Annotated in this window: 20 protein-coding genes; 13 read left to right on the forward strand and 7 right to left on the reverse strand. The window is 73.4% G+C overall.

Going from position 1 to position 22,949, the window contains the following annotated elements:
* Positions 1-41 precede the first annotated feature (41 nt).
* Positions 42-1,406, reverse strand: a complete 1,365-nt coding sequence (gene egtA / locus K7G61_RS22615; RefSeq protein WP_225848761.1) for an ergothioneine biosynthesis glutamate--cysteine ligase EgtA — start codon at positions 1,404-1,406, stop codon at positions 42-44.
* A gap of 414 nt (positions 1,407-1,820) precedes the next feature.
* Between egtA and K7G61_RS22620 the strand changes: the two genes are divergently transcribed.
* From K7G61_RS22620 to K7G61_RS22635, 4 genes are all read left to right on the forward strand, one after another.
* Positions 1,821-2,840, forward strand: a complete 1,020-nt coding sequence (locus K7G61_RS22620; protein ID WP_225848762.1) for a polyprenyl synthetase family protein — start codon at positions 1,821-1,823, stop codon at positions 2,838-2,840.
* 450 nt (positions 2,841-3,290) lie between these two features.
* Positions 3,291-4,550: a DUF2092 domain-containing protein gene (locus K7G61_RS22625; protein ID WP_225848763.1), complete on the forward strand. Its 1,260-nt coding sequence runs from the start codon at positions 3,291-3,293 to the stop codon at positions 4,548-4,550.
* A gap of 125 nt (positions 4,551-4,675) precedes the next feature.
* Positions 4,676-5,731 (forward strand): ABC transporter ATP-binding protein, encoded by a 1,056-nt coding sequence (locus K7G61_RS22630; RefSeq protein WP_374204207.1) that lies wholly within the window; start codon positions 4,676-4,678, stop codon positions 5,729-5,731.
* Positions 5,718-6,671 carry an ABC transporter permease gene (locus K7G61_RS22635; RefSeq protein ID WP_225848764.1) on the forward strand — a complete coding sequence of 318 codons (954 nt, stop codon included), beginning with the start codon at positions 5,718-5,720 and terminating at the stop codon, positions 6,669-6,671. The genes K7G61_RS22630 and K7G61_RS22635 overlap by 14 nt, the downstream gene beginning before the upstream one ends.
* An 85-nt stretch (positions 6,672-6,756) precedes the next feature.
* Here the strand turns inward: K7G61_RS22635 and rarD are convergent, their stop codons facing one another.
* From rarD to K7G61_RS22655, 4 genes are all read right to left on the reverse strand, one after another.
* Positions 6,757-7,701: an EamA family transporter RarD gene (gene rarD, locus K7G61_RS22640; protein ID WP_225848765.1), complete on the reverse strand. Its 945-nt coding sequence runs from the start codon at positions 7,699-7,701 to the stop codon at positions 6,757-6,759.
* Positions 7,702-7,925: 224 nt separating this feature from the next.
* On the reverse strand, positions 7,926-8,990 hold the full coding sequence (locus K7G61_RS22645) for a 2-oxoacid:ferredoxin oxidoreductase subunit beta (protein WP_225848766.1): 1,065 nt from the start codon (positions 8,988-8,990) through the stop codon (positions 7,926-7,928).
* Positions 8,983-10,968, reverse strand: coding sequence for a 2-oxoacid:acceptor oxidoreductase subunit alpha (locus K7G61_RS22650; RefSeq protein ID WP_225848767.1), 1,986 nt, complete (start codon positions 10,966-10,968; stop codon positions 8,983-8,985). Before K7G61_RS22650 ends, K7G61_RS22645 begins: the two co-directional genes overlap by 8 nt.
* Before the next feature lie 181 nt (positions 10,969-11,149).
* The gene (locus K7G61_RS22655; protein WP_225848809.1) at positions 11,150-11,809 is read right to left on the reverse strand and encodes a response regulator transcription factor; all 660 of its coding nucleotides are present in this window, start codon (positions 11,807-11,809) and stop codon (positions 11,150-11,152) included.
* A gap of 198 nt (positions 11,810-12,007) precedes the next feature.
* Between K7G61_RS22655 and K7G61_RS22660 the strand changes: the two genes are divergently transcribed.
* The gene (locus K7G61_RS22660) at positions 12,008-12,964 is read left to right on the forward strand and encodes a zinc-binding dehydrogenase (RefSeq protein WP_225848768.1); all 957 of its coding nucleotides are present in this window, start codon (positions 12,008-12,010) and stop codon (positions 12,962-12,964) included.
* Between the two features lie 110 nt (positions 12,965-13,074).
* Here the strand turns inward: K7G61_RS22660 and K7G61_RS22665 are convergent, their stop codons facing one another.
* Positions 13,075-14,388 carry a sensor histidine kinase gene (locus K7G61_RS22665; RefSeq protein WP_225848769.1) on the reverse strand — a complete coding sequence of 438 codons (1,314 nt, stop codon included), beginning with the start codon at positions 14,386-14,388 and terminating at the stop codon, positions 13,075-13,077.
* A gap of 196 nt (positions 14,389-14,584) precedes the next feature.
* Entirely contained in the window at positions 14,585-15,763 is a 1,179-nt protein-coding gene (locus K7G61_RS22670; RefSeq protein WP_225848770.1) for a sensor histidine kinase, read from the reverse strand.
* 409 nt (positions 15,764-16,172) lie between these two features.
* Between K7G61_RS22670 and K7G61_RS22675 the strand changes: the two genes are divergently transcribed.
* Genes K7G61_RS22675 through K7G61_RS22710 form a run of 8 tightly spaced genes read left to right on the forward strand, consistent with a single transcriptional unit; the run spans position 16,173 to position 22,949 of the window.
* The gene (locus K7G61_RS22675; protein ID WP_225848771.1) at positions 16,173-16,541 is read left to right on the forward strand and encodes an NADH-quinone oxidoreductase subunit A; all 369 of its coding nucleotides are present in this window, start codon (positions 16,173-16,175) and stop codon (positions 16,539-16,541) included.
* Positions 16,532-17,296, forward strand: a complete 765-nt coding sequence (locus K7G61_RS22680) for an NADH-quinone oxidoreductase subunit B (RefSeq protein ID WP_225848772.1) — start codon at positions 16,532-16,534, stop codon at positions 17,294-17,296. The genes K7G61_RS22675 and K7G61_RS22680 overlap by 10 nt, the downstream gene beginning before the upstream one ends.
* On the forward strand, positions 17,293-18,267 hold the full coding sequence (locus K7G61_RS22685) for an NADH-quinone oxidoreductase subunit C (protein ID WP_225848773.1): 975 nt from the start codon (positions 17,293-17,295) through the stop codon (positions 18,265-18,267). Before K7G61_RS22680 ends, K7G61_RS22685 begins: the two co-directional genes overlap by 4 nt.
* A 3-nt stretch (positions 18,268-18,270) precedes the next feature.
* On the forward strand, positions 18,271-19,233 hold the full coding sequence (locus K7G61_RS22690; protein WP_225848774.1) for a complex I subunit 1 family protein: 963 nt from the start codon (positions 18,271-18,273) through the stop codon (positions 19,231-19,233).
* 2 nt (positions 19,234-19,235) lie between these two features.
* A complete protein-coding gene (locus tag K7G61_RS22695; RefSeq protein ID WP_225848775.1) occupies positions 19,236-19,793 on the forward strand; it encodes an NADH-quinone oxidoreductase subunit I in 558 nt (185 codons plus the stop codon).
* Positions 19,790-20,470: an NADH-quinone oxidoreductase subunit J gene (locus K7G61_RS22700; protein ID WP_225848776.1), complete on the forward strand. Its 681-nt coding sequence runs from the start codon at positions 19,790-19,792 to the stop codon at positions 20,468-20,470. The genes K7G61_RS22695 and K7G61_RS22700 overlap by 4 nt, the downstream gene beginning before the upstream one ends.
* A complete protein-coding gene (gene nuoK / locus K7G61_RS22705; protein ID WP_225848777.1) occupies positions 20,470-20,847 on the forward strand; it encodes an NADH-quinone oxidoreductase subunit NuoK in 378 nt (125 codons plus the stop codon). Before K7G61_RS22700 ends, nuoK begins: the two co-directional genes overlap by 1 nt.
* Positions 20,844-22,949: an NADH-quinone oxidoreductase subunit L gene (locus tag K7G61_RS22710; RefSeq protein ID WP_225848778.1), complete on the forward strand. Its 2,106-nt coding sequence runs from the start codon at positions 20,844-20,846 to the stop codon at positions 22,947-22,949. The genes nuoK and K7G61_RS22710 overlap by 4 nt, the downstream gene beginning before the upstream one ends.

A 22,949-nucleotide genomic window follows, 5' to 3' on the forward strand; every position in this document is an offset into this window, starting at 1 on the left:
CGGATGCGTACGGGTTCGTCACGACATGCCTTCCGGGAGAGTCAGGCGCGCCGCAGCGCGTCCAGCTGGTCATGGGCGGGGCATCGGCCCCGTTCCGGGTAGCGCTCGGCGAAGTCGGAGACCGCCTGCCGCAGGGCGGGGGGTGCGCCGGAGCGTGCCATCGCGCTCTCGGCCGCGGCGAACAGCGCGCGGGCCGCCTTGGCGAGGTCCGGGTCGGCCGGTCCGATCCGGGCCGCGCGCCGCCACACCTCGTCGGACGGCACGGGCTGCCCGTCCGCGCACAGCGGCTCGGTGATCGCGCCGGCGGTGTCGGCGGCGACCGGGTCGTCCAGCAGGGCGGCCGTCACGGCCGTCGCCACGATCCAGTCGTCGCCGTCCTGGGCGTCGGTCATCCGCAGTTCCAGCCAGCCGCGCGGGCGGACCGGCGGGAACAGCGTGCTGAGGTGGTAGTCCAGGTCGTCCCTGGTGGGTGCCCGCAGTCCCGGCACCCCCCGCAGCCACTGGCGGAAGGTGAGGCCGGGCGGCGCCGACCAGTCCTGGCCGGAACGCACGGGCGGCGCCCCGGGAGACGCGCTCGCCGGCGAACCCGGTGGCGCGCTCGCCGGCGTACCGCCGTCCGCCGGTCCCGTACCGCCACCGGGCGTACGGATGCACAGCACCCGGGCGTTGAGGGCGTACCTGGTCCACGCCTCCCGGGGATCGGGACGGTGGCGCGGATGGCGGGTGCGGCCGGGGTCCATCAGGCCCCAGGTGGCCTGCCGGGTGGACAGCCAGCCGGTGGGCCGGCCGGCCGCCAGGGGGGAGTTCGCGAACGCCGCGACGAGCACCGGCCCGATCCGGTGGGCCAGCGCCCAGCGGTTGCGGTAGCCGGTGACGCCCGCGCTGTCGTCCCCGCTGTCCAGGTTGACCTGCAGGGACGCCGTGCGGCGCATCATGGTGCGGCCCCAGGGGCCCTCGCGGTCGAAGAAGATCTCCATCGCCCGGTAGCGGGGATGGTCGAGTACGCGGGGCGGCTCGCGGTAGGGGTCGAGGCCGCGGCCGACGAGCACGAGCCCGGCCGCGTTCACGGCCCGCCGCAGTACGGCCAGGTCCTCGGCCATCGCCTCGACACACGCGGCCAGGGTGGGGGCGGGCGGGGAGCTGAGCTCCACCTGGCCGCCCGGCTCACGGGTGAGCCTGCTGCCCCGGGGGAACGCCCCGGGGGTCTCGACCGGCGCGAGGGCCGCGTCCAGCCGGTCGACGGGTATCAGTGCGCGGGGATCGGAGCGGTCCTGAACGAGCCACTCCAGCTCCACGCCGGTCCGTGCGGGAGGACCGGTCTTGAAGCAGACGCCGTGCACATGGGCCTCCGCCTCGTCCTCCTTGAGTTTCCCGAGGTCTTCGAGGTCTCCCAGGTCAGCTTCCATCGATCCACCTCCTCTCGTTCCACCGGGGTTTCCGGGGTCCGGGATTTTCCCGGAAGGGGACTACCCAGAAGCGAGGACATGTCACCTGTTGCCGCCGTGAGTTTAAAACGGTCCGATTCCGGATGGTCTTACGTCACAGTGAACGTTGGCCGAGCCCGGATCGTTCAAACATTCGAAACCGATGTGTCATCCTTTCGGGTAGGGCATAAGACATAAAAACCGGTAATCGGGATTATAGGGGCGCGCGTTGGCGGCGGCCTGGTGTAAGGCGATGCCCCGGCGGTGATCCACAGCCGACCGGCTACGCTGCCCGTGTAGGCAATGCCGTCGAAAGGCCATCGCCCACCACGTCAGAGCAGCGCGTGCCACCACCTCGGACCTCGCCAGTGCCAGATCTGCGACAGGAGACCTCTCGTGACCGTCGTCGGGCCCTTCGGGCTGAGCGTGTGGGACGAGACCCTTGAGGCCGACATCCAGGCCGGTCTGTCGGCCGTGGAGGAGGGCCTGCTGGAGGCCACCAAGAGCGATGTGCCGTTCATCACGGATGTGGGCCGGCACCTGCTGCGGGCCGGCGGCAAACGGTTCCGGCCACTGCTGGTGCTGCTCGGCGCCCAGTTCGGCGACCCGCACGCGCCCGGCGTGGTGCCCTCCGCCGTCGTCGTCGAGCTGACCCACCTGGCCACCCTCTACCACGACGACGTGATGGACGAGGCCGCGGTCCGCCGCGGGGTGCCCAGCGCCAACGCCCGCTGGGGCAACTCGGTGGCCGTCCTGACCGGCGACTTCCTCTTCTCCCGGGCCTCCCACATCCTCGCCGACCTCGGCCCCGAGGCGGTCCGCGTCCAGGCCGAGGCGTTCGAGCGCCTGGTCACCGGCCAGATCATGGAGACCGTCGGCCCGCGCGACGAGCGCGACCCGATCGACCACTACCTGGAGGTGCTGGCCGGCAAGACCAGCTCCCTCATGGCGGTCTCCGGCCGGTTCGGCGCGATGATGTCGGGCGCCGACGAGTCGGCGGTCAGCATCCTCACCCAGTACGGGGAGCGGATCGGCATCGCCTTCCAGCTCGCCGACGACGTCCTGGACATCGCCAGCGACAGCCACGAGTCCGGCAAGACCCCCGGCACCGACCTGCGCGAGGGCATCCCCACCCTGCCGGTGCTGTACGTGCGGCGGTGGCGCGCGCAGGGCCTGGCCGCCGGCTCGGCCGCCGACCGGCGGCTGAACGAACTGCTCGACGGCGACCTCACCGACGACGCCCGGCACGCCGAGGCGCTGGAACTCCTGCGCGCCCACCCGGCCCTGGAGCAGGCCCGCCGCGACACCCTCCGCTACGCCGAGGAGGCCCGCGCCGCCCTGGCCCCGCTCCCCGACATCCCGGCCAAGCGCGCCCTGGCCGGCCTGTGCGAGGTCGTCGTCCACCGCACGGGCTGAGGCCACCGCAGGGACTGAGCCCCCACCGCGCCGGCCGATCCCACCGCGCCGACCGCCGGCCCGGTCCGCCCGCACGTACCCGGTCCGCCCGCAGGTACCCGGTCCGCCCGCACGTACCCGGTCCGCCGCCACGGCCGCTGACCGTCCCGCCGGCTGAGGGGCCGCCAACTTGCCGCGCCCGTACCCCGATCGGCCTCGGGGACGGTCCCTGAGGCGGCCTCGGGGTCGGACTGCTCCCACCCGCGTACCCCCTCGGGACGCGTCATACCGCGGGTGTACGAAGGGTTGGGCCCGGTGGCTGATGTCCCGGGGCGGCCGATTTGGTCCCATGGAGACACCACTTCGGGGCGGACCGGGGCGACAATGTCCTGGGGAGTGGACGAGTGCGACCGGCGCGCGGCCAAGGCGCGCCCGCAGACGACCGCCGCTGACGACGGAGGTAGAGACGCAATGGCACGGATCCAACCGGCACAGTACGACCCGCACGAGGACGAGGGCGGCGGGGGAGGGCGCGGCCGCAGGGCCGCCCGCTACGCCGTGCCGGTAGCGGTCGTCGGCGTGGCCGCGGCGACCATCGGCCTGGTCCCGGCGCTCGCCGACAGCGGCGACCCCTCCCTGCCCTCGATCACCGCCCAGCAGCTCCTGGCCGACATGATGGGGTCCAAGGTCCAGGCGGTCGACGGCACGGTCAAGGTCACCACCGACCTCGGCCTGCCCTCGGCGCTGTCGGGCGGCGCCGCGGGCAGCCTGTTCGGGGGCGCGGGGGCTCCCGGGACGGCGGGCGGCGACCGCACCTCACCGGCCGCGCCGCAGGCCCGGCTCACCCAGCTCCTGGTCGGAACCCACACCCTGCACGTGTCCGCCGACGGCCCGGACAAGCAGAAGGTCTCGCTCATCGAGCCGGCCGCCGAGTACAGCCTGATCCGCAACGGCACCCAGCTGTGGGCCTACGACAGCCGGTCGGACCAGGCGTACCACCAGACGCTGCCCGCCCAGCGCGGCCAGGAGCAGCGCCGCACGCCGGAGAACCTCCCGGCCACCCCGCAGGACGCCGCCCGGCAGTTCCTCAAGGCCGCCGACGGCACCGCGTCGATCACCGTGGACGGCACCGCCCGGGTCGCCGGCCACAGCGCGTACGAACTGGTGGTGCGCCCGCGGCACGCGGACACCACCACCGTCGGCGCGATACGCGTCGCCGTGGACGCCAGGACCTGGGTGCCGCTCAAGGTCACCGTGGACCCGCGCGGCGGCGGCAAGGCCGTCTTCGACATCGGCTACACCAAGGTCGGCTTCGCCGAGCCGGCCGCGAGCACCTTCGACTTCACCCCGCCCAAGGGCGTGAAGGTCACCGAGGGCCCCGGCCACGCCGGCCACGCCGCCGGCCAGGCCGGCCCGCGCGCCGGCCAGGAGATGCGCCCGGACGGCCGCACCGGCGGCACCACCGTCATCGGCAAGGGCTGGGACTCCATCGTGGTGGTCAAGAAGGCCGGCGGCCTGCCCTCCGGCGCCGGGCACAACGGCAAGGACCGGGCGAACGGGCTGCTGAACGACTTCGGCAAGCGGGTCAGCGGCGGCTTCGGCTCCGGCACCCTCTTCCACACCCGCCTGGTCAACGTCCTGATGACCGACAACGGCACGGTGTACGCGGGCGCGGTCACCCAGTCCGCCCTGACGGACGCGGCCGACGCGGCCGCCGCGGCCGGGAAGTAGGCTCCGGGACACCGTCCGGCGGGCCCCGCCCGGGGCCCGCCGGACCCCGGTGAAGGAGCGCCGGAGCCGCACCACTCAGCACCACTCAGCACCACTCAGCACGTCTCAGCACGTCGAGGAGCGTCATGGGAGAGCCGGACGGCGGGGCCGGACCGGAAGAGGGCCGGGCGGCGGCACACGCGGCACCGCGACCGCGACCCGGGCTGTCGTCGCAGCCGCCGCCGGGTCCGGGGCCGGCCTCCGGCGGTGACGCCGTGATCGAGACCCGTGGCCTGGCCAAGCGGTACCGCGGCACCCTCGCCGTGGACCGCATCGACCTGCGGGTGCCGCGCGGCAGCGTCTTCGGTTTCCTCGGGCCCAACGGCTCGGGCAAGACCACCACCATCCGCATGCTGATGGGGCTGATCGCGCCGACCGCGGGCAGCGCCCGGGTGCTGGGCAGCCCCATGCCGCGGGCCGCCCGTACCGTGCTGCCCAAGGTCGGCGCCCTCATCGAGGGACCGGCGCTCTACGGCTTCCTGTCCGGCCGCGACAACCTGCTGCGCTACGACGCGGCCGACCCGACCGCCGATCCCCGCACTCGCAAGGCCCGGGTGGCAAGCGCCCTGGACCGGGTGGGCCTGGCCGCGGCGGCGGGCAAGAAGGCGAAGGCGTACTCGCTGGGCATGAAGCAGCGCCTGGGCCTGGCCGCCGCCCTCCTGCAGCCCCGGGAGCTGCTGGTGCTCGACGAGCCGACCAACGGCCTCGACCCGCAGGGCATGCGCGAGATCCGCGCCCTGGTCAGGGAGCTGGCCGCGGACGGCACCACCGTCTTCCTGTCCTCCCACCTGCTGGACGAGATCGAGCAGGTCTGCACGCACGCCGCCGTGATGTCGCGCGGCCGGCTGATCACGCAGGGCCCGGTCGCCGACCTGTCCGCGGGCGCCCGCGGCCGGCTGGCCGTGACCACCCCCGACCTGGGCGACGCCGCCCGCGTACTGAAGGAACACGGAGTGACGGACCTGGTCACCGCCGAGCAGCGGATCACCGGCGAACTCCCGGCCGACCCGCCCGACCTCGCCGGGCTCAACGCGGCCCTGGTCGGCGCCGGCGTCCGCGTCCGCGGCTTCGGCCTCGAACGCGCCTCTCTGGAGGACGCCTTCGTGGCCTTGACGGGGGAGGGCTTCGATGTCGCGGGCTGAACCCGAGGCGGCGGCCCCGGACCCGGCGGGCGCCACCGGTACGGAAGCCGCGCCCGCGTCGGTACCGCCCGCGCCGGTACCGCCCGCCCGCGCGCCCCGCCTGACGTGGTCCCTCGGCCTCTTCGGATCCGAGCTGGTCACCGTCTTCCGCCGCTGGCGCACCCTCGCGCTGCTCGCGGTGCTGGCCGCCGTGCCGGTGCTGGTCGGCATCGCCGTACGTGTGGAGACCCACAGTGGCGACTCACCCGGCGGCCCGCGCGGCGACAACGGCCCCGCGTTCATCGAGCAGGTCAGCAACAACGGCCTGTTCCTGACCTTCGCCGCCCTCGCCGCCACCCTCCCGTTCTTCCTGCCGATGGCCATCGGGGTGGTCGCCGGCGACTCGGTGGCGGGTGAGGCCAGCACCGGCACGCTGCGGTACCTGCTGGTCGCCCCGGCCGGCCGCACCCGGCTGCTGCTCGCCAAGTACGCCTCGGTCCTGGCCTTCTGCCTGGCCGCCACCCTCGTGGTGACCGCCTCCGCGCTCGCGGTCGGCTTCGCCCTCTTCCCCGTCGGTGACGTGACCCTGCTGTCGGGCACCACCATCCCGCTGTCCGACGGTCTGCTGCGGGCCCTGCTCATCGCGGTGCTGGTGGCCGCCTCGCTGATCGGCGTCGGGGCGCTCGGGCTGTTCATTTCCACGGTCACCGACAGCGGCATCGGCGCGATGGCCGCCACGGTCGGCCTGCTGATCACCGTGCAGATCATCGACAACATCCCCCAGCTGCACGCCTTCCAGCCGTACCTCTTCCCGCACTACTGGCTGAGTTTCGCCGACATCCTGCGCGACCCGGTGCCGTGGGACGGCATCCTCAAGAACCTGGGCCTGCAGGGCCTGTACGCGGCCGTGTTCGGCTCGGCGGCCTGGGCCCGGTTCACCTCGCGGGACGTCACGGCATAGGACGTACGGCGGCACAGGCGTACGGCGGCGGCGGTACGGGATACGGGATACGGCGGGACACGCCCCGCGTCCGGGCGCCAGTCCCTCAGCGGCCCGCCGCCGCCTCGGGCCGCTCGGCGGGACGGGCGGCGGCCGCCCGGGCCAGCGCCACCCGGCCGCGCCGGGCCATCCGCAGCGCGTCCCAGGTGAGCACGAGGAGCGCGGCCCACACCATCAGGAAGCCCGCCCACCGCTCGGCCGGCATCCGCTCGTGGTAGCGCAGCACGCCCAGCAGGAACTGGAACACCGGCGCCAGGTACTGCATCAGCCCGATCGTGGACAGCGGCAGCCGGTTCGCCGCCATCCCGAAGCAGATCAGCGGCACCGCGGTGACCAGCCCGCACGCGGCCAGCAGCGACGCGTGCCCCGCCCCGTGGTGGGTGAAGGTCTGGTGGCCGCGCGCCCCGAGCACCAGCAGGTACGCCAGCGCCGGCAGGAACTGCACCGAGGTCTCCGCGGCGAGCGACTCCAGGCCGCCCATCGCCACCTGCTTCTTGACCAGGCCGTACGTCCCGAAGGAGAACGCCAGCGTCAGCGCGATCCACGGCAGCCGCCCGTACCCGGCGGTGAGGACGACCACCGCGGCGGCCCCGATCCCGACCGCCGCCCACTGCGCCGGCCGCAGCCGTTCGTGCAGTACCAGGACGCCGAGCGCGATCGTCACCAGCGGGTTGATGAAGTAGCCGAGCGAGGTCTCCACCACGTGGCCGGCGTTGACGGCCCATATGTACACGCCCCAGTTGACGGACACCACGGCCGCCGCGACCGCCAGCAGGCCCAGTTTCCGCGGCTGCCGCACCAGCGCCGCCATCCACGCCCGGCGCCGCAGCGCCAACAACAGCAGCGCGACCACGAGCAGCGACCACACCATCCGGTGGGCGAGGATCTCCAGCGCCCCGGCCGGCTTCAGCAGCGGCCAGTACAGCGGGAACAGCCCCCACATCCCATAGGCCGCGAAACCCCACACCAGCCCCGCCCGCCGCTCGCCCATGGCCCCGCCTTCCCGATCCGCGCCTCCCCCGAAAGTAGCGGCAGGGCTCCGCCGGTGTCATGTCTGTATCGCTCTACGGTCATGACGGGGCCGGTGCCGTACGCGGCGGAGCGCCGGGTGCCGTACGCGGAAGCGCGCCGGGTCCCGGGCACGGAAAAGCGCGGGGAACCCGGAGGTTCCCCGCGCCCTTGCCGTTTCCGGCGCGTGCCAGGTATGGCCCGTGCTCAGCCGACGACCGTCCACGTGTCGTTGCCGGCCAGCAGCTTGGCGAGGTCGCCCTCGCCCTGCTGCACCACCGCCTGCTCCAGCTGCTCCGCCATCTCGACGTCGTACACCGGCCGCCGCACGTCCCGCAGGACGCCGATCGGGGTGTGGTGCAGGGTGTCCGGGTCGGCCAGCCGCGAGAGGGCGAACGCGGTCGTCGGCGAGGCGGCGTGGGCGTCGTGGACGAGGATCCCGTCGGTGCCCTCGGCCGCCACGTCGATCACCCGCAGGTCGCCGGTGGCCGGGTCGCGGACGACGCCCTTGCCGCCGAGCCCGTCGGCGGCCGGGGCGCCGAAGCGGATCGGCTGCCCGTGCTCCAGCCGGATCACCGCCTCCAGCGCGGATTCCTTGTCCTTGAGGACCTCGAAGGCGCCGTCGTTGAAGATGTTGCAGTTCTGGTAGATCTCCACCAGCGCGGTGCCCGGGTGGTCGGCCGCCGCCCGCAGCACGCTCTGCAGGTGCTTGCGGTCGGAGTCGATGGTGCGGGCGACGAAGGACGCCTCGGCGCCGATCGCCAGGGACACCGGGTTGAACGGCGCGTCCAGCGAGCCCATCGGCGTGGACTTGGTGATCTTGCCGATCTCCGAGGTCGGGCTGTACTGGCCCTTCGTCAGGCCGTAGATCCGGTTGTTGAAGAGCAGGATCTTGAGGTTGACGTTGCGGCGCAGGGCGTGGATCAGGTGGTTGCCGCCGATGGACAGCGCGTCGCCGTCACCGGTGACCACCCACACGCTCAGGTCCCGGCGGGAGGTGGCCAGGCCGGTCGCGATCGCCGGGGCGCGGCCGTGGATGGAGTGCATGCCGTAGGTGTTCATGTAGTACGGGAACCGGGAGGAGCACCCGATCCCCGAGATGAACACGACGTTCTCCTTGGCCAGCCCCAGTTCGGGCATGAAGGACTGCACCGCCGCCAGGATCGCGTAGTCCCCGCAGCCGGGGCACCAGCGCACCTCCTGGTCGGACTTGAAGTCCTTCATGCTCTGCTTGGCCTCGGCCTTGGGCACCAGCGCCAGCGCCTCAGACATCCGCGTTCCCCTCCGCGATCGTGTCCGCCCCTTGGATGACGTCCGCCCTGCCGGCGATCGCCTGTGCCAACTGCTCCGCCTTGAACGGCAGACCGGTGACCTGCGTGTACGAGTGGGCGTCGACCAGGTACTTCGCCCGCAGCAGGTGGGCGAGCTGGCCGAGGTTCATCTCCGGCACGATCACCCGCTCGTAGGAGCGCAGGACCTCCCCGAGGTTCGCCGGGAAGGGGTTGAGGTGCCGCAGGTGCGCCTGCGCGACCGAGCCGCCCTCGCGGCGCAGCCGCCGTACCGCCGCGGTGATCGGCCCGTACGTGGAGCCCCAGCCGAGCACCAGCGTCCGCGCCGGGCTGCCCTGTGCGGCGCCCGGGTCGTCGACCACCACGTCCGGCACCTTGATGCCGTCGATCTTGGCCTGGCGGGTGCGGACCATGAAGTCGTGGTTCTTCGGGTCGTAGCTGATGTTGCCCGTGCCGTCCTGCTTCTCGATGCCGCCGATGCGGTGTTCGAGGCCGGGGGTGCCGGGCACCGCCCAGGGGCGGGCCAGCGTCTCGGGGTCGCGCAGGTACGGCCAGAAGCTCTGCGTGCCGTCCTCGGCCGTGTGGTTGGGCGCCGTGGCGAACGGCACCCGCAGGTCGGGCAGTTCGCTCTCCTCCGGGATCCGCCACGGCTCGGAGCCGTTGGCCAGGTAGCCGTCGGACAGCAGGAAGACCGGGGTCCGGTAGGTCAGCGCGATCCGGGCGGCCTCCACGGCCGCGTCGAAGCAGTCGGCGGGGGTGGCCGGCGCGACCACCGGCACCGGCGCCTCGCCGTTGCGCCCGTACATCGCCTGGAGCAGGTCGGCCTGCTCGGTCTTGGTCGGCAGGCCGGTGGAGGGCCCGCCGCGCTGGATGTCCACGATCAGCAGCGGCAGTTCGAGGCTGACCGCCAGGCCCACCGTCTCCGACTTCAGCGCCACGCCGGGCCCTGAGGTGGTGGTGATCGCGAGCGAGCCGCCGAAGGCGGCGCCCAGGGCGGCGCCGATCGCGGCGATCTCGTCCTCGGCCTGGAAGGTGCGCACGCCGAAGTTCTTGTGCCGGCTCAGCTCGTGCAGCACGTCCGAGGCCGGGGTGATCGGGTACGAGCCGAGGAACAGCGGCAGTTCCGACAGACGCCCGGCGGCGATCAGACCGTAGGCGAGCGCCAGGTTCCCCGAGATGTTGCGGTACGTGCCGGCCGGGAAGGCGCTGGCGGCCGGGGCCACCTCGTAGGAGACCGCGAAGTCCTCGGTCGTCTCGCCGAAGTTCCAGCCCGCGCGGTACGCGGCGACGTTCGCCTCCGCGATGTCGGGCTTCTTGGCGAACTTCTTGCGCAGGAACGTCTCGGTCGCCTCGGTCGGGCGGTGGTACATCCACGACAGCAGGCCGAGCGCGAACATGTTCTTCGCCCGCTCCGCGTCCTTGCGCGCCAGACCGCTGTCCTTGAGCGCTTCGAGCGTCAGCGTGGTGAGCGGCACGGGGTGCAGGGAGTACGCCTCCAGGGAGCCGTCCTCCAGCGGGTTGGCCGCGTACCCCACCTTCTCCAGGGCGCGCTTGGTGAACTCGTCGGTGTTGACGATGATCTCGGCGCCCCGCGGCAGGTCCCCCACGTTCGCCTTCAGCGCGGCCGGGTTCATCGCCACCAGTACGTTCGGCGCGTCCCCCGGCGTGAGGATGTCGTGATCGGCGAAGTGGAGCTGGAACGACGACACCCCCGGCAGCGTCCCTGCCGGAGCACGGATCTCGGCCGGGAAGTTCGGCAGGGTCGACAGATCGTTACCGAACGACGCGGTCTCGGAGGTGAAACGATCCCCCGTGAGCTGCATGCCGTCGCCCGAGTCACCGGCGAAGCGGATGATCACACGGTCCAGCCGCCTGGTCTCCTTCCCCGGCCTGCGCTGTTCGCCCAGGACGTCTCCGACGGCAGGCGGATCTCCCGCACTGGTGCTGACCTGGCTGGTCACTGAAACGGACCTCCTTCGAGGCGGCGGATCGCCCGGCTACCGGTCATGGTACGTCGGTAAGGGACGCCTTCCCTGGACGTCCCGGAATGTGGAAGCCAACCGTCCGCCCGCCGCGTTCCGCCGTCATATGCCCGACCGCCCGCCGCCCCCCTGCGGACGCCCGCCGTCGAGGGGCCGGCCGTCACGAGTTCAGGTACGTCAGGACCGCCAGCACCCTGCGGTGGTCGCCCTCGCTCGGCGCCAGCCCGAGCTTGAGGAAGATGTTGCTCACGTGCTTCTCGACCGCCCCGTCGCTGACCACCAGCTGCTTGGCGACCGCCGAGTTCGTCCGGCCCTCGGCCATGAGCTGCAGCACCTCCCGCTCACGCGGGGTCAGCCCGGCCAGCACGTCCTGCTTGCGGCTGCGGCCCAGGAGCTGCGCGACGACCTCCGGGTCCAGCGCGGTGCCGCCCTGCGCCACCCGTACCACCGCGTCCACGAACTCGCGCACCTCGGCGACGCGGTCCTTGAGCAGGTAGCCCACCCCGCGGCTGCTGCCGGCCAGCAGCTCGGTCGCGTACTGCTCCTCCACGTACTGCGAGAGCACCAGCACGCCGATCGCCGGGTGGTCCCTGCGCAACTGCACGGCCGCGCGCACGCCCTCGTCGGTGTGCGTCGGCGGCATCCGTACGTCCGCCACCACGACATCCGGCGGCGCGCCCTGGTCGGCCAGTTCGCGGACCGCCTTCAGCAGGCCCTCGGCGTCGCCCACGCCCGCCACCACGTCATGGCCGCGGTCGGTCAGCAGGCGGGTCAGGCCCTCCCTGAGCAGTACCGAGTCCTCGGCGATGACCACCCGCACCTTGTCCTCCACCTGTCTTCAGCTCCCCGTGTCCGCGGTGACGCGGCCTTGACACGTCCAGCATCCCAGTAACGGCGGGCCGGTGGGGAATACGGTTTCGGTGGCGCAAGGTTGCGCCCGGCAATCGCCCGGTGTCTGCGGCGCCGGCGACCAGTGGAGGCCGCCGCCGGTGGCGGCAGCCAGGGGAGAGGAGAGCGCGTGCGCGCGATCGGATTCGATGTCAACGGCGGCCCGGACGTCCTGCGGCAGGTGGAACTGCCGGTGCCGGAGCCCGGCCCCGGTGAGATCCTCGTCCGCGTGGCGTACGCCGGCGTCAACTACGGCGAGGTGCAGCACCGCCTCGGCGACTTCGGGGCGCCCGACGGCATCGACGTCCCCGGGTTCGAGGCGTCGGGCGAGGTCGTCGAGGTCGGATCCGATGTGACGGGACTCACCACGGGCGAGCCGGTCGCCGTCTACCTGCCCTCCGGCGGCGGCTACGCGGAGTACGCGGTCGCCTCCGCCGAGTTCGCCTTCCCGCTGGACGGGATCTCGCTGCGCGACGGCGGCGGCGCGGCCCTCGTCCTCACCACCGCTTATGGCGTGCTGTCCGCGGCGGCCCGTCTCACACCCGGCGACAGCGTCCTCATCCACGCCGCGGCCGGCGGCGTCGGCTCGGCCGCCGCCCAGATCGCCCGCTCGCTGGGCGCGGCCGCGGTCCACGGGACGGTCGGCTCACCCGCGAAGGCCAGGTACGCCAAGCGCTTCGGCTACGACGGGATCCACCTGCGCGACGGCTTCGCCGGCGCCGTCCCCGAGGTCGACGTCGTCCTCGACCCGGTCGGCGGCCCCACCCGCCTGGCCAGCCTCGACGTCCTCGCCCCCTTCGGCCGCCTCGCCGTCTACGGCGAGGCCGCCCGCCGCCCCGACCTGGAACTGCCGGTCCTGCCGTTCTGGAAGCGGAACCGGTCCCTGACCGGCTACAACATCGCCGACCTCGCCCGCCGCCGGCCCGCCCTCCTGCGCGCCCACGGCCTGGCCGCCTTCTCCCTGCTCGCCTCGGGCACGATCGCCCCTGACATCACCGCGGAACTGCCCCTCGCCGACGCCGCCCGGGCCCACGCGACCCTTGAGGCCGGCCTCAGCCGGGGCAAGACGCTGCTGCGCGTCGCGTGAGCGGCGTCTGGCGAAGGGCGTCGTGTGACGGGCGGCGCGTGAACGGCGGCGGGCCGAGGGGGCGGGTCGCCCTCGGCGCCCGCCCCCTCCGCCGCCGACCGGCGTCGCCGCTAGGCCCGCCAGGGGAGCTCGGCCGAGATACGGGTCGGGCCGCCCGCCGGGGAGTCCACCGCGAGGACACCGTCGACGGAGTCCAGGCGCTCGGCCAGGCCGGCCAGGCCGGAACCGGCCGTGAGGTCGGCTCCGCCCTTCCCGTTGTCGTACACCTGGAGCATGAGGCGGTCCCCCGTCTGCCACACGTCGACGGCGGCCCGGGAGGCACCCGAGTGCTTGGAGACGTTCTGCAGGAGCTCGGAGACGGTGAAGTAGGCGATCCCCTCGATCGCCGGCACCGGCCGCGCCGGCAGGTCCACGGTCACGGACACCGGGACGGTGCAGCGGGTGGCGACCGAGGACAGGGCGGCGTCCAGGCCGCGGTCGGTGAGGATGGCGGGGTGGATGCCGCGGGCGAGGTCCCGCAACTCCTGAAGCGCGATCTTGACCTCGCCGTGTGCCTCCTCGACCATTTTCGCCCCGGCCTCGGGGTCTTCCATGAGCTTCTCCTTGGCCAGGCCGAGGTCCATGGCCAGGGCGACCAGCCGGGCCTGGGCGCCGTCGTGCAGGTCCCGCTCGATGCGGCGCAGGTCGGCCGCCGCGGTGTCCACGACCACCCCGCGGTCCGACTCCAGCTCCACCACCCGGTCGGCCAGCCGGGACGGCCCGAGCAGCCCGGAGACGAGCATCCGGTCCACGTGCCCCATGCCGCGCACGACCCATGGCGTGGCCAGCACGAAGAGGAGGCCGACGCCGGAGGCGAGCGCGAGGTCCAGCGGGGTGTGCAACTGCCAGCCGCCGCCGTTGCCGTCCCCGTAGATCTGCAGGCCGTCCTGGTCGGTGTACGTGGGGAACACCCACTGCCACAGCGGGTACGTCAGCAACCCCCACCCGTAGCACAGGAACGACACGGCGGCGGTGAAGGTGGTGATGCCCCACGGGAAGTGCAGCAGGCAGTAGGCCACGTGCCGCCAGTTCACCCCGCTGCCGAGCTGCGCGCCCAGCCGGGCCAGGAAGCCGCGCCCCTTGGTCCGTACCGGCCCCGGCTCCTCCACGTCCAGCCACAGCAGGCTCCGGGCGCGGGCCCGCTCCACCCGGCCGATGCCCCGGCAGCCGCCGAGCGCGAGCACCAGCAGCGGCAGGCCGACGAACGTGACCAGCAGGCCGGCCCCCACCGACAGCATGGTGACGGTCCACACGAAGCCGATGATCCCCATCGGCAGGTTCAGCAGGGCGTACCCCGTCTCCCGCCAGGTCCGCGCCTCGAACGGCGCGCGCAGCGCCCGCGGCAGGCGGTGCGCCCGCTCCTCGGGCGGGAAGCCGTACGCCATGGCCGGGACCGTCCTTTCTGCACCCATTTCTCGACTGCTGGTCGTCATAGGTCAAGAGTGGCCGGAAGCGGTCCCGCGGCCCATGGTGCGGATCGGTGTCATGGAGGTGGGGATACCCCTACCTCTCGTGACGCCCCGGCCCGCCCGTGCCGGTGAGCGGGTCCCGCGCCGCCCGTGACCGGCCCGTAGCGGCAGCTCAATGTCGGGCCGCCGCCCGCTTGAAGTCCCGGTCCCGCCACGGCAGTTCGGCCGTGACCACGGTCGGGCCGCCCGCCGGCGAGGTGACCACGAACAGGCCGTCCACCGACCCCAGCCGCTCGGAGAGGCCCGCCAGGCCCGAGCCCGACGAGAGGTCCGCGCCGCCGTGCCCGTCGTCCCGTACCTGGATCATCAGCCTGTCGTCGGCCCGCCACACGTCCACCGCGGCCGTACGGGCCCCGCTGTGCTTGGAGACGTTCTGCAGGAGCTCGGAGACGGTGAAGTACGCGATGCCCTCGATGGCCTCGGCCGGGCGGCTGCGCAGGTCCACGGTGACCGAGACCGGGACGGTGCAGCGGGTGGCGACCGAGGACAGGGCGGCGTCCAGGCCGCGGTCGGTGAGGATGGCGGGGTGGATGCCGCGGGCGAGGTCCCGCAGTTCCTGGAGGGCCATCTTGACCTCGCCGTGTGCCTCCTCGACCATTTTCGCCCCGGCCTCGGGGTCTTCCATGAGCTTCTCCTTGGCCAGGCCTAGGCCCATGGCCAGGGCGACCAGCCGGGCCTGGGCGCCGTCGTGCAGGTCCCGCTCGATGCGGCGCAGGTCGGCCGCCGCCGTGTCCACGACCACCCCGCGGTCCGACTCCAGTTGCGCGATCCGCCGCTCCAGCTCGTCCGAGGGCTGCAGCAGCCCCCGCACCATCGCCCGGTCCACCGTGGTCATCGCCCGGGAGAGGAAGGGCAGCACGGGCCAGGCGACGAACAGCGAGGTCAGGGTGACCGTGAAGGTCAGGATGCCCCAGGGCAGCCGCGCCCCGAGGAACAGCGCGTGCCGCCACGCCACCGGGTCCCGCAGCGCGGTGAGCAGCCAGGTCAGGAAGCGCATCGAGCCGGGCCGCAGCGGGCGCGGCTCGTCCACGCGCGACCCCAGCAGCGCCCGGGCGCGAGCCCGCTCCACCCTGCCGATCAGGCGGCACCCGGCCAGGCCCGCGGCGAGCAGCGGCAGCCCGATCACGGTCACGGACAGCCCGAGGCCCAGCGTCACCGTCACGACCGCGTAGACGAAGCCGCCGATCGCGAACGGCAGGTTGAGCAGCAGGTACGTGATCTCCCGCCACGTCACCGCGTCGAACGCGAAGCGCGGCGGGGGCAGGGGCTCGGGCTCGGGCTCGGTGTGCATGCCTCCAGCCTGCCGGGGGGCGATCCCGAAACGCCATGGGGTGCGCGCACCGGCCCGGGGTGGGGTTATCCCCAGGGGTTGTCCGCGGGGGGTTGTCCGCGGGCCGTCCGGGCAGGCGGCGGTCACGCGGGCCTCGGGGCAGGCGGTCCTCGGGCCACGCGGTCCTGAGGACAGGCAGTCCTCGGGGCGGGCAGTCCTCCGGTCACACAATCCTCACGTCACGGAATCCTCAGGTCACGGAACCGGCCGGGCGCGAGGCCCGTCAGGCCAGGGCCTAGACTCCCTCCGTACAAACCGGCCGAAGATCCACCCCCGTCGCCGGACACACCGGTACCGCGGCGCCGGCCGGCCGCCGGGCGGATCACCGGCCACCACCACTGACTCACCAAGGGAACGAGGAGCGACGCACGTGGACTACTTCCACGGCTACTCGGTCGTCGGCCTGGTCGCGGTCGTCGGCGTGCTCTTCGTGGCGGTCGCCTTCGCGGCCGGGCGGCTGCTGCGGCCGGTCGTGCCGACCCGCGAGAAGATGCTCACGTACGAGTGCGGGGTCGACCCCGTCGGCGAGGGCTGGGCGCACACCCAGATCCGCTACTACCTGTACTCGTTCCTCTACGTGATCTTCGCCGTGGACGCGATCTTCCTCTTCCCCTGGGCGACCGTCTTCGCCGCGCCCGGCTTCGGCGGCGCCACGCTCGCGGAGATGTTCGTCTTCCTCGGCTTCCTCGGGGTCGGCCTGCTCTACGCCTGGAAGAAGGGCGTGCTGGAATGGACGTGAACCCGGCGGGCGAGCGGGCCGGCGGCACGTCGCCGGTGCCGCCGGAGGTGGCCGCGCCGGCCGAGGGCGGCCGGGCCGCGCCTGCCGCTCAGCCGCTGCCGGAGCCACGCCGCCTGGGGCCGCTGGCCCGCCTCGCGCCCGAGCCGATGAAGGTGGTCCTCAACTGGGGCCGCCGCTACAGCCTGTGGGTCTTCAACTTCGGCCTGGCCTGCTGCGCGATCGAGTTCATCGCCGCGTCCATGGCCACGCACGACTTCATCCGGCTCGGCGTGATCCCCTTCGCGCCCGGCCCGCGCCAGGCCGACCTGATGGTCGTTTCCGGCACGGTCACCGACAAGATGGCCCCCGCGGTCAAGCGGCTGTACGAGCAGATGCCCGAACCGAAGTACGTCATCTCCTTCGGCGCCTGCTCCAACTGCGGCGGCCCGTACTGGGACTCCTACTCCGTCACCAAGGGCGTCGACCAGATCATTCCGGTGGACGTCTACGTGCCCGGCTGCCCGCCCCGCCCCGAGGCGCTGCTCCAGGGCATCCTCAAGCTCCAGGAGAAGATCGCCCGCGAGTCGCTGGGGGAGCGGTACGGGGGCGTGGCGGCGACGGGTGGACCGGGTGCGGCGGGCGGTGGCGCCGAGGGCGGTACGCGGCCGGGTGCCGCGGCGCTGACCAGCGGCCTGGTGACGCCGCCCGGTTTGGCCGGCGGGCGCGAGGCCGGCGGGCGGAGAGCGGCCGGCGGGCCGGAGGACGGCGGGCGGTGACGGTGGACGCATTCGACCGGCTGCCGGAGGGCGCCGAGGAGGTGTTCGGCGCGGGCGCCACGGGTGAGGCCGCGTACGGCCTGCTCACCGTGGACGTGCCCGCCGCCTCGTGGACGGCGGCCCTGGAGACCGCCCGCGACGCGCTGGGCTGCACGTTCTTCGACTGGCTGAGCGCCGTGGACGAGCCCGGGACGGGGCTGCGGGTGTGCGCCTACGTGGTGGCGCTCGGCGGCATGGCCGGCCCGCGCGGCGCGGCCGGCTCCGTACGCGGGCTCCTGCTGCGTACCACCGTCCCGTACGACGACCCCGCCCTGCCCACCGCCACGGGCGTCTACCCCGGGGCGGCCTGGCACGAGCGCGAGACGCACGAGATGTTCGGGGTGGACTTCCCCGGGCACCCGCACCTGGCGCCGCTGCTGCTGCCCGAGGAGTTCGAGGGGCATCCGCTGCGGAAGGACTTCGTGCTGGCCGCGCGGGTCGCCAAGGCGTGGCCCGGCGCCAAGGAGCCGGGCGAACCGCACGAGGGCGGGGCCAAGCGGCGCCAGATGCTGCCGCCGGGCGTGCCCGACCCGAACGAGTGGGGCCCGCAGAAGGGCCAGCTCCCGCCGGCCCCGGCCCGCGCCGCCCGCACCCCGCGCGCGGCCGCGGCCCCCGGCGAACGTCCCGCCGCCCGGCGTACCCGCAGCGCGAGCCAGGGCTCGGCCAGCCAGCAGGCGGCGAAGGCGTCCCCGGATGCCCCCGCTTCCCCCACCCCGCCCGCCGCACCCCGCAAGCGTGTCTCGGACGCCCCCTGGCAGCAGCCGCCTGCGGGCGGCGAGGAACGCGGCAGGGCTGGGAGGCCGAGGCCCGACGGTCCGGAGCGGCCCGACGGTGCGGAGGGGCCCGAGGGGCCTGAGGGGCCCGAGGGGTCTGAGGGGCCCGGGGGGTCTGAGGGGCCTGAGGGTCCCGAGCGGACGGAAGGAGGCGACTGAAACGTGAGCGACACCCTTGGCGTCCTGCTGCGCCTGGTCGCCGTCCTCGCCGTCTTCCTGGTCTTCCCGCTGCTGGTCGGCCAGACCGAGCACAAGGTCATGGCGCACATGCAGGGCCGCCTCGGCCCGATGTACGCCGGCGGCTTCCACGGCTGGGCCCAACTGGTCGCGGACGGCGTGAAGTTCGCGCAGAAGGAGGACGTGGTCCCGGCGGAGGCGGACCGCCGGATCTTCCAGCTCGCGCCGGCCGTGGCCCTGCTGCCGTACCTGCTCGTCCTGATCGCCGTCCCGGTCGGCCCGCACGGCTTCGTCGGGCAGGACCTGGACGCCGGGCTGTTCTTCGTGCTGGCCGTCATGGGCGTCGGCGTCCTCGGCTCACTGATGGCCGGGTGGGCGTCGGCCAACAAGTTCTCGCTGCTCGGCGGCCTGCGCACGGCCGCGCAGCTCATGGCCTACGAGTTGCCGATGCTGCTGGCCGCGGCCTCCGTCGCCATGGCGGCGGGCACCTTGTCGCTGCCGGGGATCGTCAGCGCCTACCACTGGTGGTGGACGCCCTGGCAGCTCGTCGGCGGTGTCGTCTTCTTCACCGCGGGGCTCGCGGAGCTCCAGCGCCCCCCGTTCGACATGCCGGTCGCCGACTCCGAGATCATCTTCGGCGCCTACACCGAGTACACCGGGCTGCGCTTCGCGCTGTTCCTGCTCGCCGAGTACGCGGGCATCGTCGTCCTGTGCGGGCTGACCACGGTCCTCTACCTCGGCGGCTGGCACGGCCCGTGGGCGGGCGGCGTCGGCTGGCTGTGGACGCTGGTCAAGACAGCCCTGCTGGCCTTCGTCGTCATCTGGCTGCGGGTCACCTACCCGCGGCTGCGCGAGGACCAGCTGCAAAAGCTCGCCTGGACCGTGCTCATCCCGCTCGCCCTCGCCCAGATCGCCCTGACCGGCGTCGTGAAGGTGGTGACCTCCTAGCCATGCCCCCCATCCCCGGATCCGGCCTCGCCAAGGGACTGGCCGTCACCCTGCGGACCATGACCAAGCGCTCGGTCACCGCCCGGTACCCCGACGCGCAGCCCGAACTGCCGCCGCGCTCGCGCGGCGTGATCGCCCTGTTCGAGGAGAACTGCACGGTCTGCATGCTCTGCGCCCGCGAGTGCCCCGACTGGTGCATCTACATCGACTCGCACAAGGAGACCGTCCCGCCCGCCGCGCCGGGCGGGCGCGAGCGCAGCCGCAACGTCCTCGACCGGTTCGCCATCGACTTCGCCCTGTGCATGTACTGCGGCATCTGCATCGAGGTGTGCCCGTTCGACGCCCTCTTCTGGTCCCCGGAGTTCGAGTACGCCGAGACCGACATCCTCGACCTCACCCACGAGCGCGACAAGCTGCGCGAGTGGATGTGGACGGTGCCCGCCCCGCCGGCCCTGGACCCGGCGGCCGAGGAACCCAAGGAACTCGCCGCCGCCCGCAAGGCAGCGGAAAGGGCCGCGGCGGCGAACCGGGCGGCCGGACCGGGGGAGGACGGGACGTGAACACCGCCGCCGCCCACCATCCCGGCTTCCTCTCGCCGACCGGCGTCGAGATCACCTTCGTCCTCGTCGGCCTCGCAACTCTGGGCGCGGCCGTCCTGACCGTCACCACCCGCCAACTGGTGCACGCCGCCCTGTGGCTGGTCGTCGCCCTCGGCGGCCTGGCCGTCGAGTACCTCCTGCTCACCGCCGAGTTCATCGCCTGGGTGCAGGTGCTCATCTATGTGGGATCCGTCGTCGTCCTCCTCCTGTTCGGGCTGATGCTGACCAAGGCGCCCATCGGCCCCTCCCCGGACGCCGACTCCGGCAACCGGTGGGTGGCCCTCGGCGTGGCCGTCGCCGCCGCGGCCACCCTGGTCTGGGTGGTCGTGGACGCCTTCCGCTCCACCTGGATCAACCTCCACGGTGCCGTCCAGGGCTCCTCCCGGGCCACCGGCGTGAGCCTCTTCCGGCACTGGGTCCTGCCCTTCGAGGCCCTGTCCGTCCTGCTGCTGGCCGCCCTGGTCGGGGCGATCGTGCTCTCCCGCCGCGACACCCCCCGCCCCGGCCCCGGCACAGGCCCCGGCCCCGTCACAGGCCCCGGCCCCGGCCCCGTCACAGGCACCGGTCCGGGCACCGGCTCCGTCACAGGCGGCACCCCTCGTAACAGCGCCGGCACCGGCACCGGCAAGGAGAAGTGATGCACCTCGCCTATCCCGCCGTCCTCGCCTCCCTCCTCTTCTGCGTCGGCGTCTACGGGGTCCTCGCCCGCCGCAACGCGATCCTCGTCCTGATGTCCGTCGAGCTGATGCTCAACGCCGTCAACCTCAACCTGGTCGCGTTCGACGTGTGGCTGCGCGACACCCTGCACGCCGGCCAGGCGCTCACCCTGTTCACCATCACCATCGCCGCCGCCGAGATCGGGCTCGGGCTGGCGATCGTCCTGCTCGTGTACCGCGACCGCGGAAGTTCCGACATCGACCGCCTCACCGCCCTCGCCGAACCCGGGCCGCGCTCCCGGGCCCCGCACGACCGGGCGACGGCGGCCGACGACGAGAAGGCAGAGGCCACCGCGTGACCCTGATCGCCCTTGCCGCGCTCGTACCCCTCCTTCCCTTTCTCGGCGCGGCCGCCGGCCTGCTGCTCGGCCGGACCGCGCCCGCGTTCGTCCGTCCGGTGGCCGTCCTGCCGACGGCCACCGCCTTCGTGCTCGCCGCGATCGTCGCCGCGCGCCAGGGCACGGGCGCACCCACGGACGCCGCGCACCGGCTGGCCACCACCGGCTCGCTGCCCGTCGACCTCGCCCTGCACCTGGACGGCTTCTCCGTCCTGATCGCCCTGCTGGTCGGCTTCGTCGCCACCTGCGTCCAGGTCTATTCGCTCTCCTATCTGCGCGACGACCCGCGCTACCCGTCCTACGCCGCCCTGATCTCCCTCTTCACCGCCGCGATGCTCCTGGTCGTCTACACCGGCGACCTGATGGTGCTGCTCGTCGGCTGGGAGATCATGGGCATCTGCTCCTACTTCCTGGTCGGCCACTACTGGGAGACCGAGACGGCCCGCTCCGCCTCCCTCAAGGCCTTCCTGGTCACCAAACTCGGTGACGTCCCCTTTCTGATCGGCGTGTTCGCGCTCGCCGTCGACGCGGGCACCTTCCGCATCAACGGCATCCTGGCGGCCGTGGGCCACGGGCAGCTCCACCATCCGACCGTGACCGCGCTGCTGCTGCTCGCCGGGGTCGCGGGCAAGTCGGCGCAGTTCCCGCTGCACACCTGGCTGCCCGACGCGATGGCCGGCCCCACCCCGGTGTCCGCGCTGATCCACGCCGCGACGATGGTGGCCGCCGGCATCTACCTGGTGGCCAGGCTGCTGCCGGTCTTCACCGCCTCCGCCGCCGCCCTCGCCGTCCTCGCCGCGATGGCCGCCGTCACCATGATCGGCTCGGCGCTGGCCGCCCTCGCGCAGGACGACATCAAGCGGGTGCTCGCGTACTCCACCATCGGCCAGCTCGGCTACATGGCCGGGGCGCTGGCCGTCGGCAACCGTGACGCCGCCGTCTTCCACCTCCTTTCGCACGGCGCCTTCAAGGCGCTGCTCTTCCTCTCCGCCGGCGCCCTCATCCAGACCGCCGGCACCAACTCGCTGGCCGCCATGTCCCGCATGGACGACCTTCCCCGGCGGGCGCCCGACGCCCGCTGGACCATGGCCATCGGGCTGATCGCCCTGGCCGCACTGCCCCCCTTCTCCGGCTTCTTCTCCAAGGAGTCCGTGCTGCGCGCCGCCGAGCACGCCGCCGGCGGCGACGCGGCCCACGTGCCGTCCGCGGTCGGCTGGACCGTCCTCCTCGCGGGCCTGCTCACCGCGCTGCTCACGGCCGCATACGCCACCCGCCTCTTCCTCCTCGCCGGTTCTCCCGCCACGGCCCGGCCGGCGGAGGAAGAACCCGCCCGCGGGCCCGAGCCCACCGCCGCACCCGGGCCCGAGCCCGAGGCCGCACTCGGGGGCGAGCCCGAGCCGGTCCCCGGGGCCGGGCCCGGTGCCGGGGTCGCGGCTCGCCCCGGCGTGCCCGTACTCATGACCGTCGTGCTGTGGGTCCTCGCCGTCCCGACCATCGCCTTCGGCGCGCTGACCTACCGCAAGCTGCCCGACTGGTTCGACGCCGTATCCCTCGGTCCGTCCCTCACCACCTCCGTTCTGGCCACGGCGCTCGCGCTCGCGGGCGTGCTCATTACCTTCCTGTCCTGGCGGGCCACCGGCGCCGCCCGCCGGGCCGCGCCCTTCGGGGCCGTCGTCGCGGTAGCGCCCGACGCCGAGCCCGAACTCGTCGAGGCCGAGGCGATCGCCACGCACGAGCAGGTCTACGGGGACATCGGCGCCGCCGACGATCCCGGCGATCCCGGACGGCTGCTGCTCGGCCCGCTGCACCGGCACGCCGCGCACGGCTTCCACCTCGACGCCGTCTACACCGCGCTGTTCGTCCGTCCCGTGCTCGCCGCCGCGAGTCTGGTCCGCTTCCTGGACCGCGACGTCGTCGAGACCTACGTCAAGGGCGCGGCGGGCACTCCCGGGCTGCTCGGCGCCGCCGTCCGCAGGGCCCAGACCGGCAACGTCCAGACCTACCTCGGCGCGCTGCTGGCCGGTGCTGTCGTCCTCGCCGTCCTCGTCGCCGTCGGAGCGTGA

Source organism: Streptomyces sp. HPF1205, from assembly GCF_020400825.1.
Classification (GTDB): Bacteria; Actinomycetota; Actinomycetes; order Streptomycetales; family Streptomycetaceae; genus Actinacidiphila.

What these genes read in the sequence shown, in the direction of transcription:
- egtA (WP_225848761.1), bottom strand. Translation starts at nt 1,406, where the DNA reads ATGGAAGCTGACCTGGGAGACCTCGAAGACCTCGGGAAACTCAAGGAG.
- K7G61_RS22625 (WP_225848763.1), top strand. Translation starts at nt 3,291, where the DNA reads ATGGCACGGATCCAACCGGCACAGTACGACCCGCACGAGGACGAGGGC.
- K7G61_RS22630 (WP_374204207.1), top strand. Translation starts at nt 4,676, where the DNA reads ATGGGAGAGCCGGACGGCGGGGCCGGACCGGAAGAGGGCCGGGCGGCG.
- K7G61_RS22635 (WP_225848764.1), top strand. Translation starts at nt 5,718, where the DNA reads ATGTCGCGGGCTGAACCCGAGGCGGCGGCCCCGGACCCGGCGGGCGCC.
- rarD (WP_225848765.1), bottom strand. Translation starts at nt 7,701, where the DNA reads ATGGGCGAGCGGCGGGCGGGGCTGGTGTGGGGTTTCGCGGCCTATGGG.
- K7G61_RS22645 (WP_225848766.1), bottom strand. Translation starts at nt 8,990, where the DNA reads ATGTCTGAGGCGCTGGCGCTGGTGCCCAAGGCCGAGGCCAAGCAGAGC.
- K7G61_RS22665 (WP_225848769.1), bottom strand. Translation starts at nt 14,388, where the DNA reads ATGGCGTACGGCTTCCCGCCCGAGGAGCGGGCGCACCGCCTGCCGCGG.
- K7G61_RS22670 (WP_225848770.1), bottom strand. Translation starts at nt 15,763, where the DNA reads ATGCACACCGAGCCCGAGCCCGAGCCCCTGCCCCCGCCGCGCTTCGCG.
- K7G61_RS22680 (WP_225848772.1), top strand. Translation starts at nt 16,532, where the DNA reads ATGGACGTGAACCCGGCGGGCGAGCGGGCCGGCGGCACGTCGCCGGTG.
- K7G61_RS22695 (WP_225848775.1), top strand. Translation starts at nt 19,236, where the DNA reads ATGCCCCCCATCCCCGGATCCGGCCTCGCCAAGGGACTGGCCGTCACC.
- nuoK (WP_225848777.1), top strand. Translation starts at nt 20,470, where the DNA reads ATGCACCTCGCCTATCCCGCCGTCCTCGCCTCCCTCCTCTTCTGCGTC.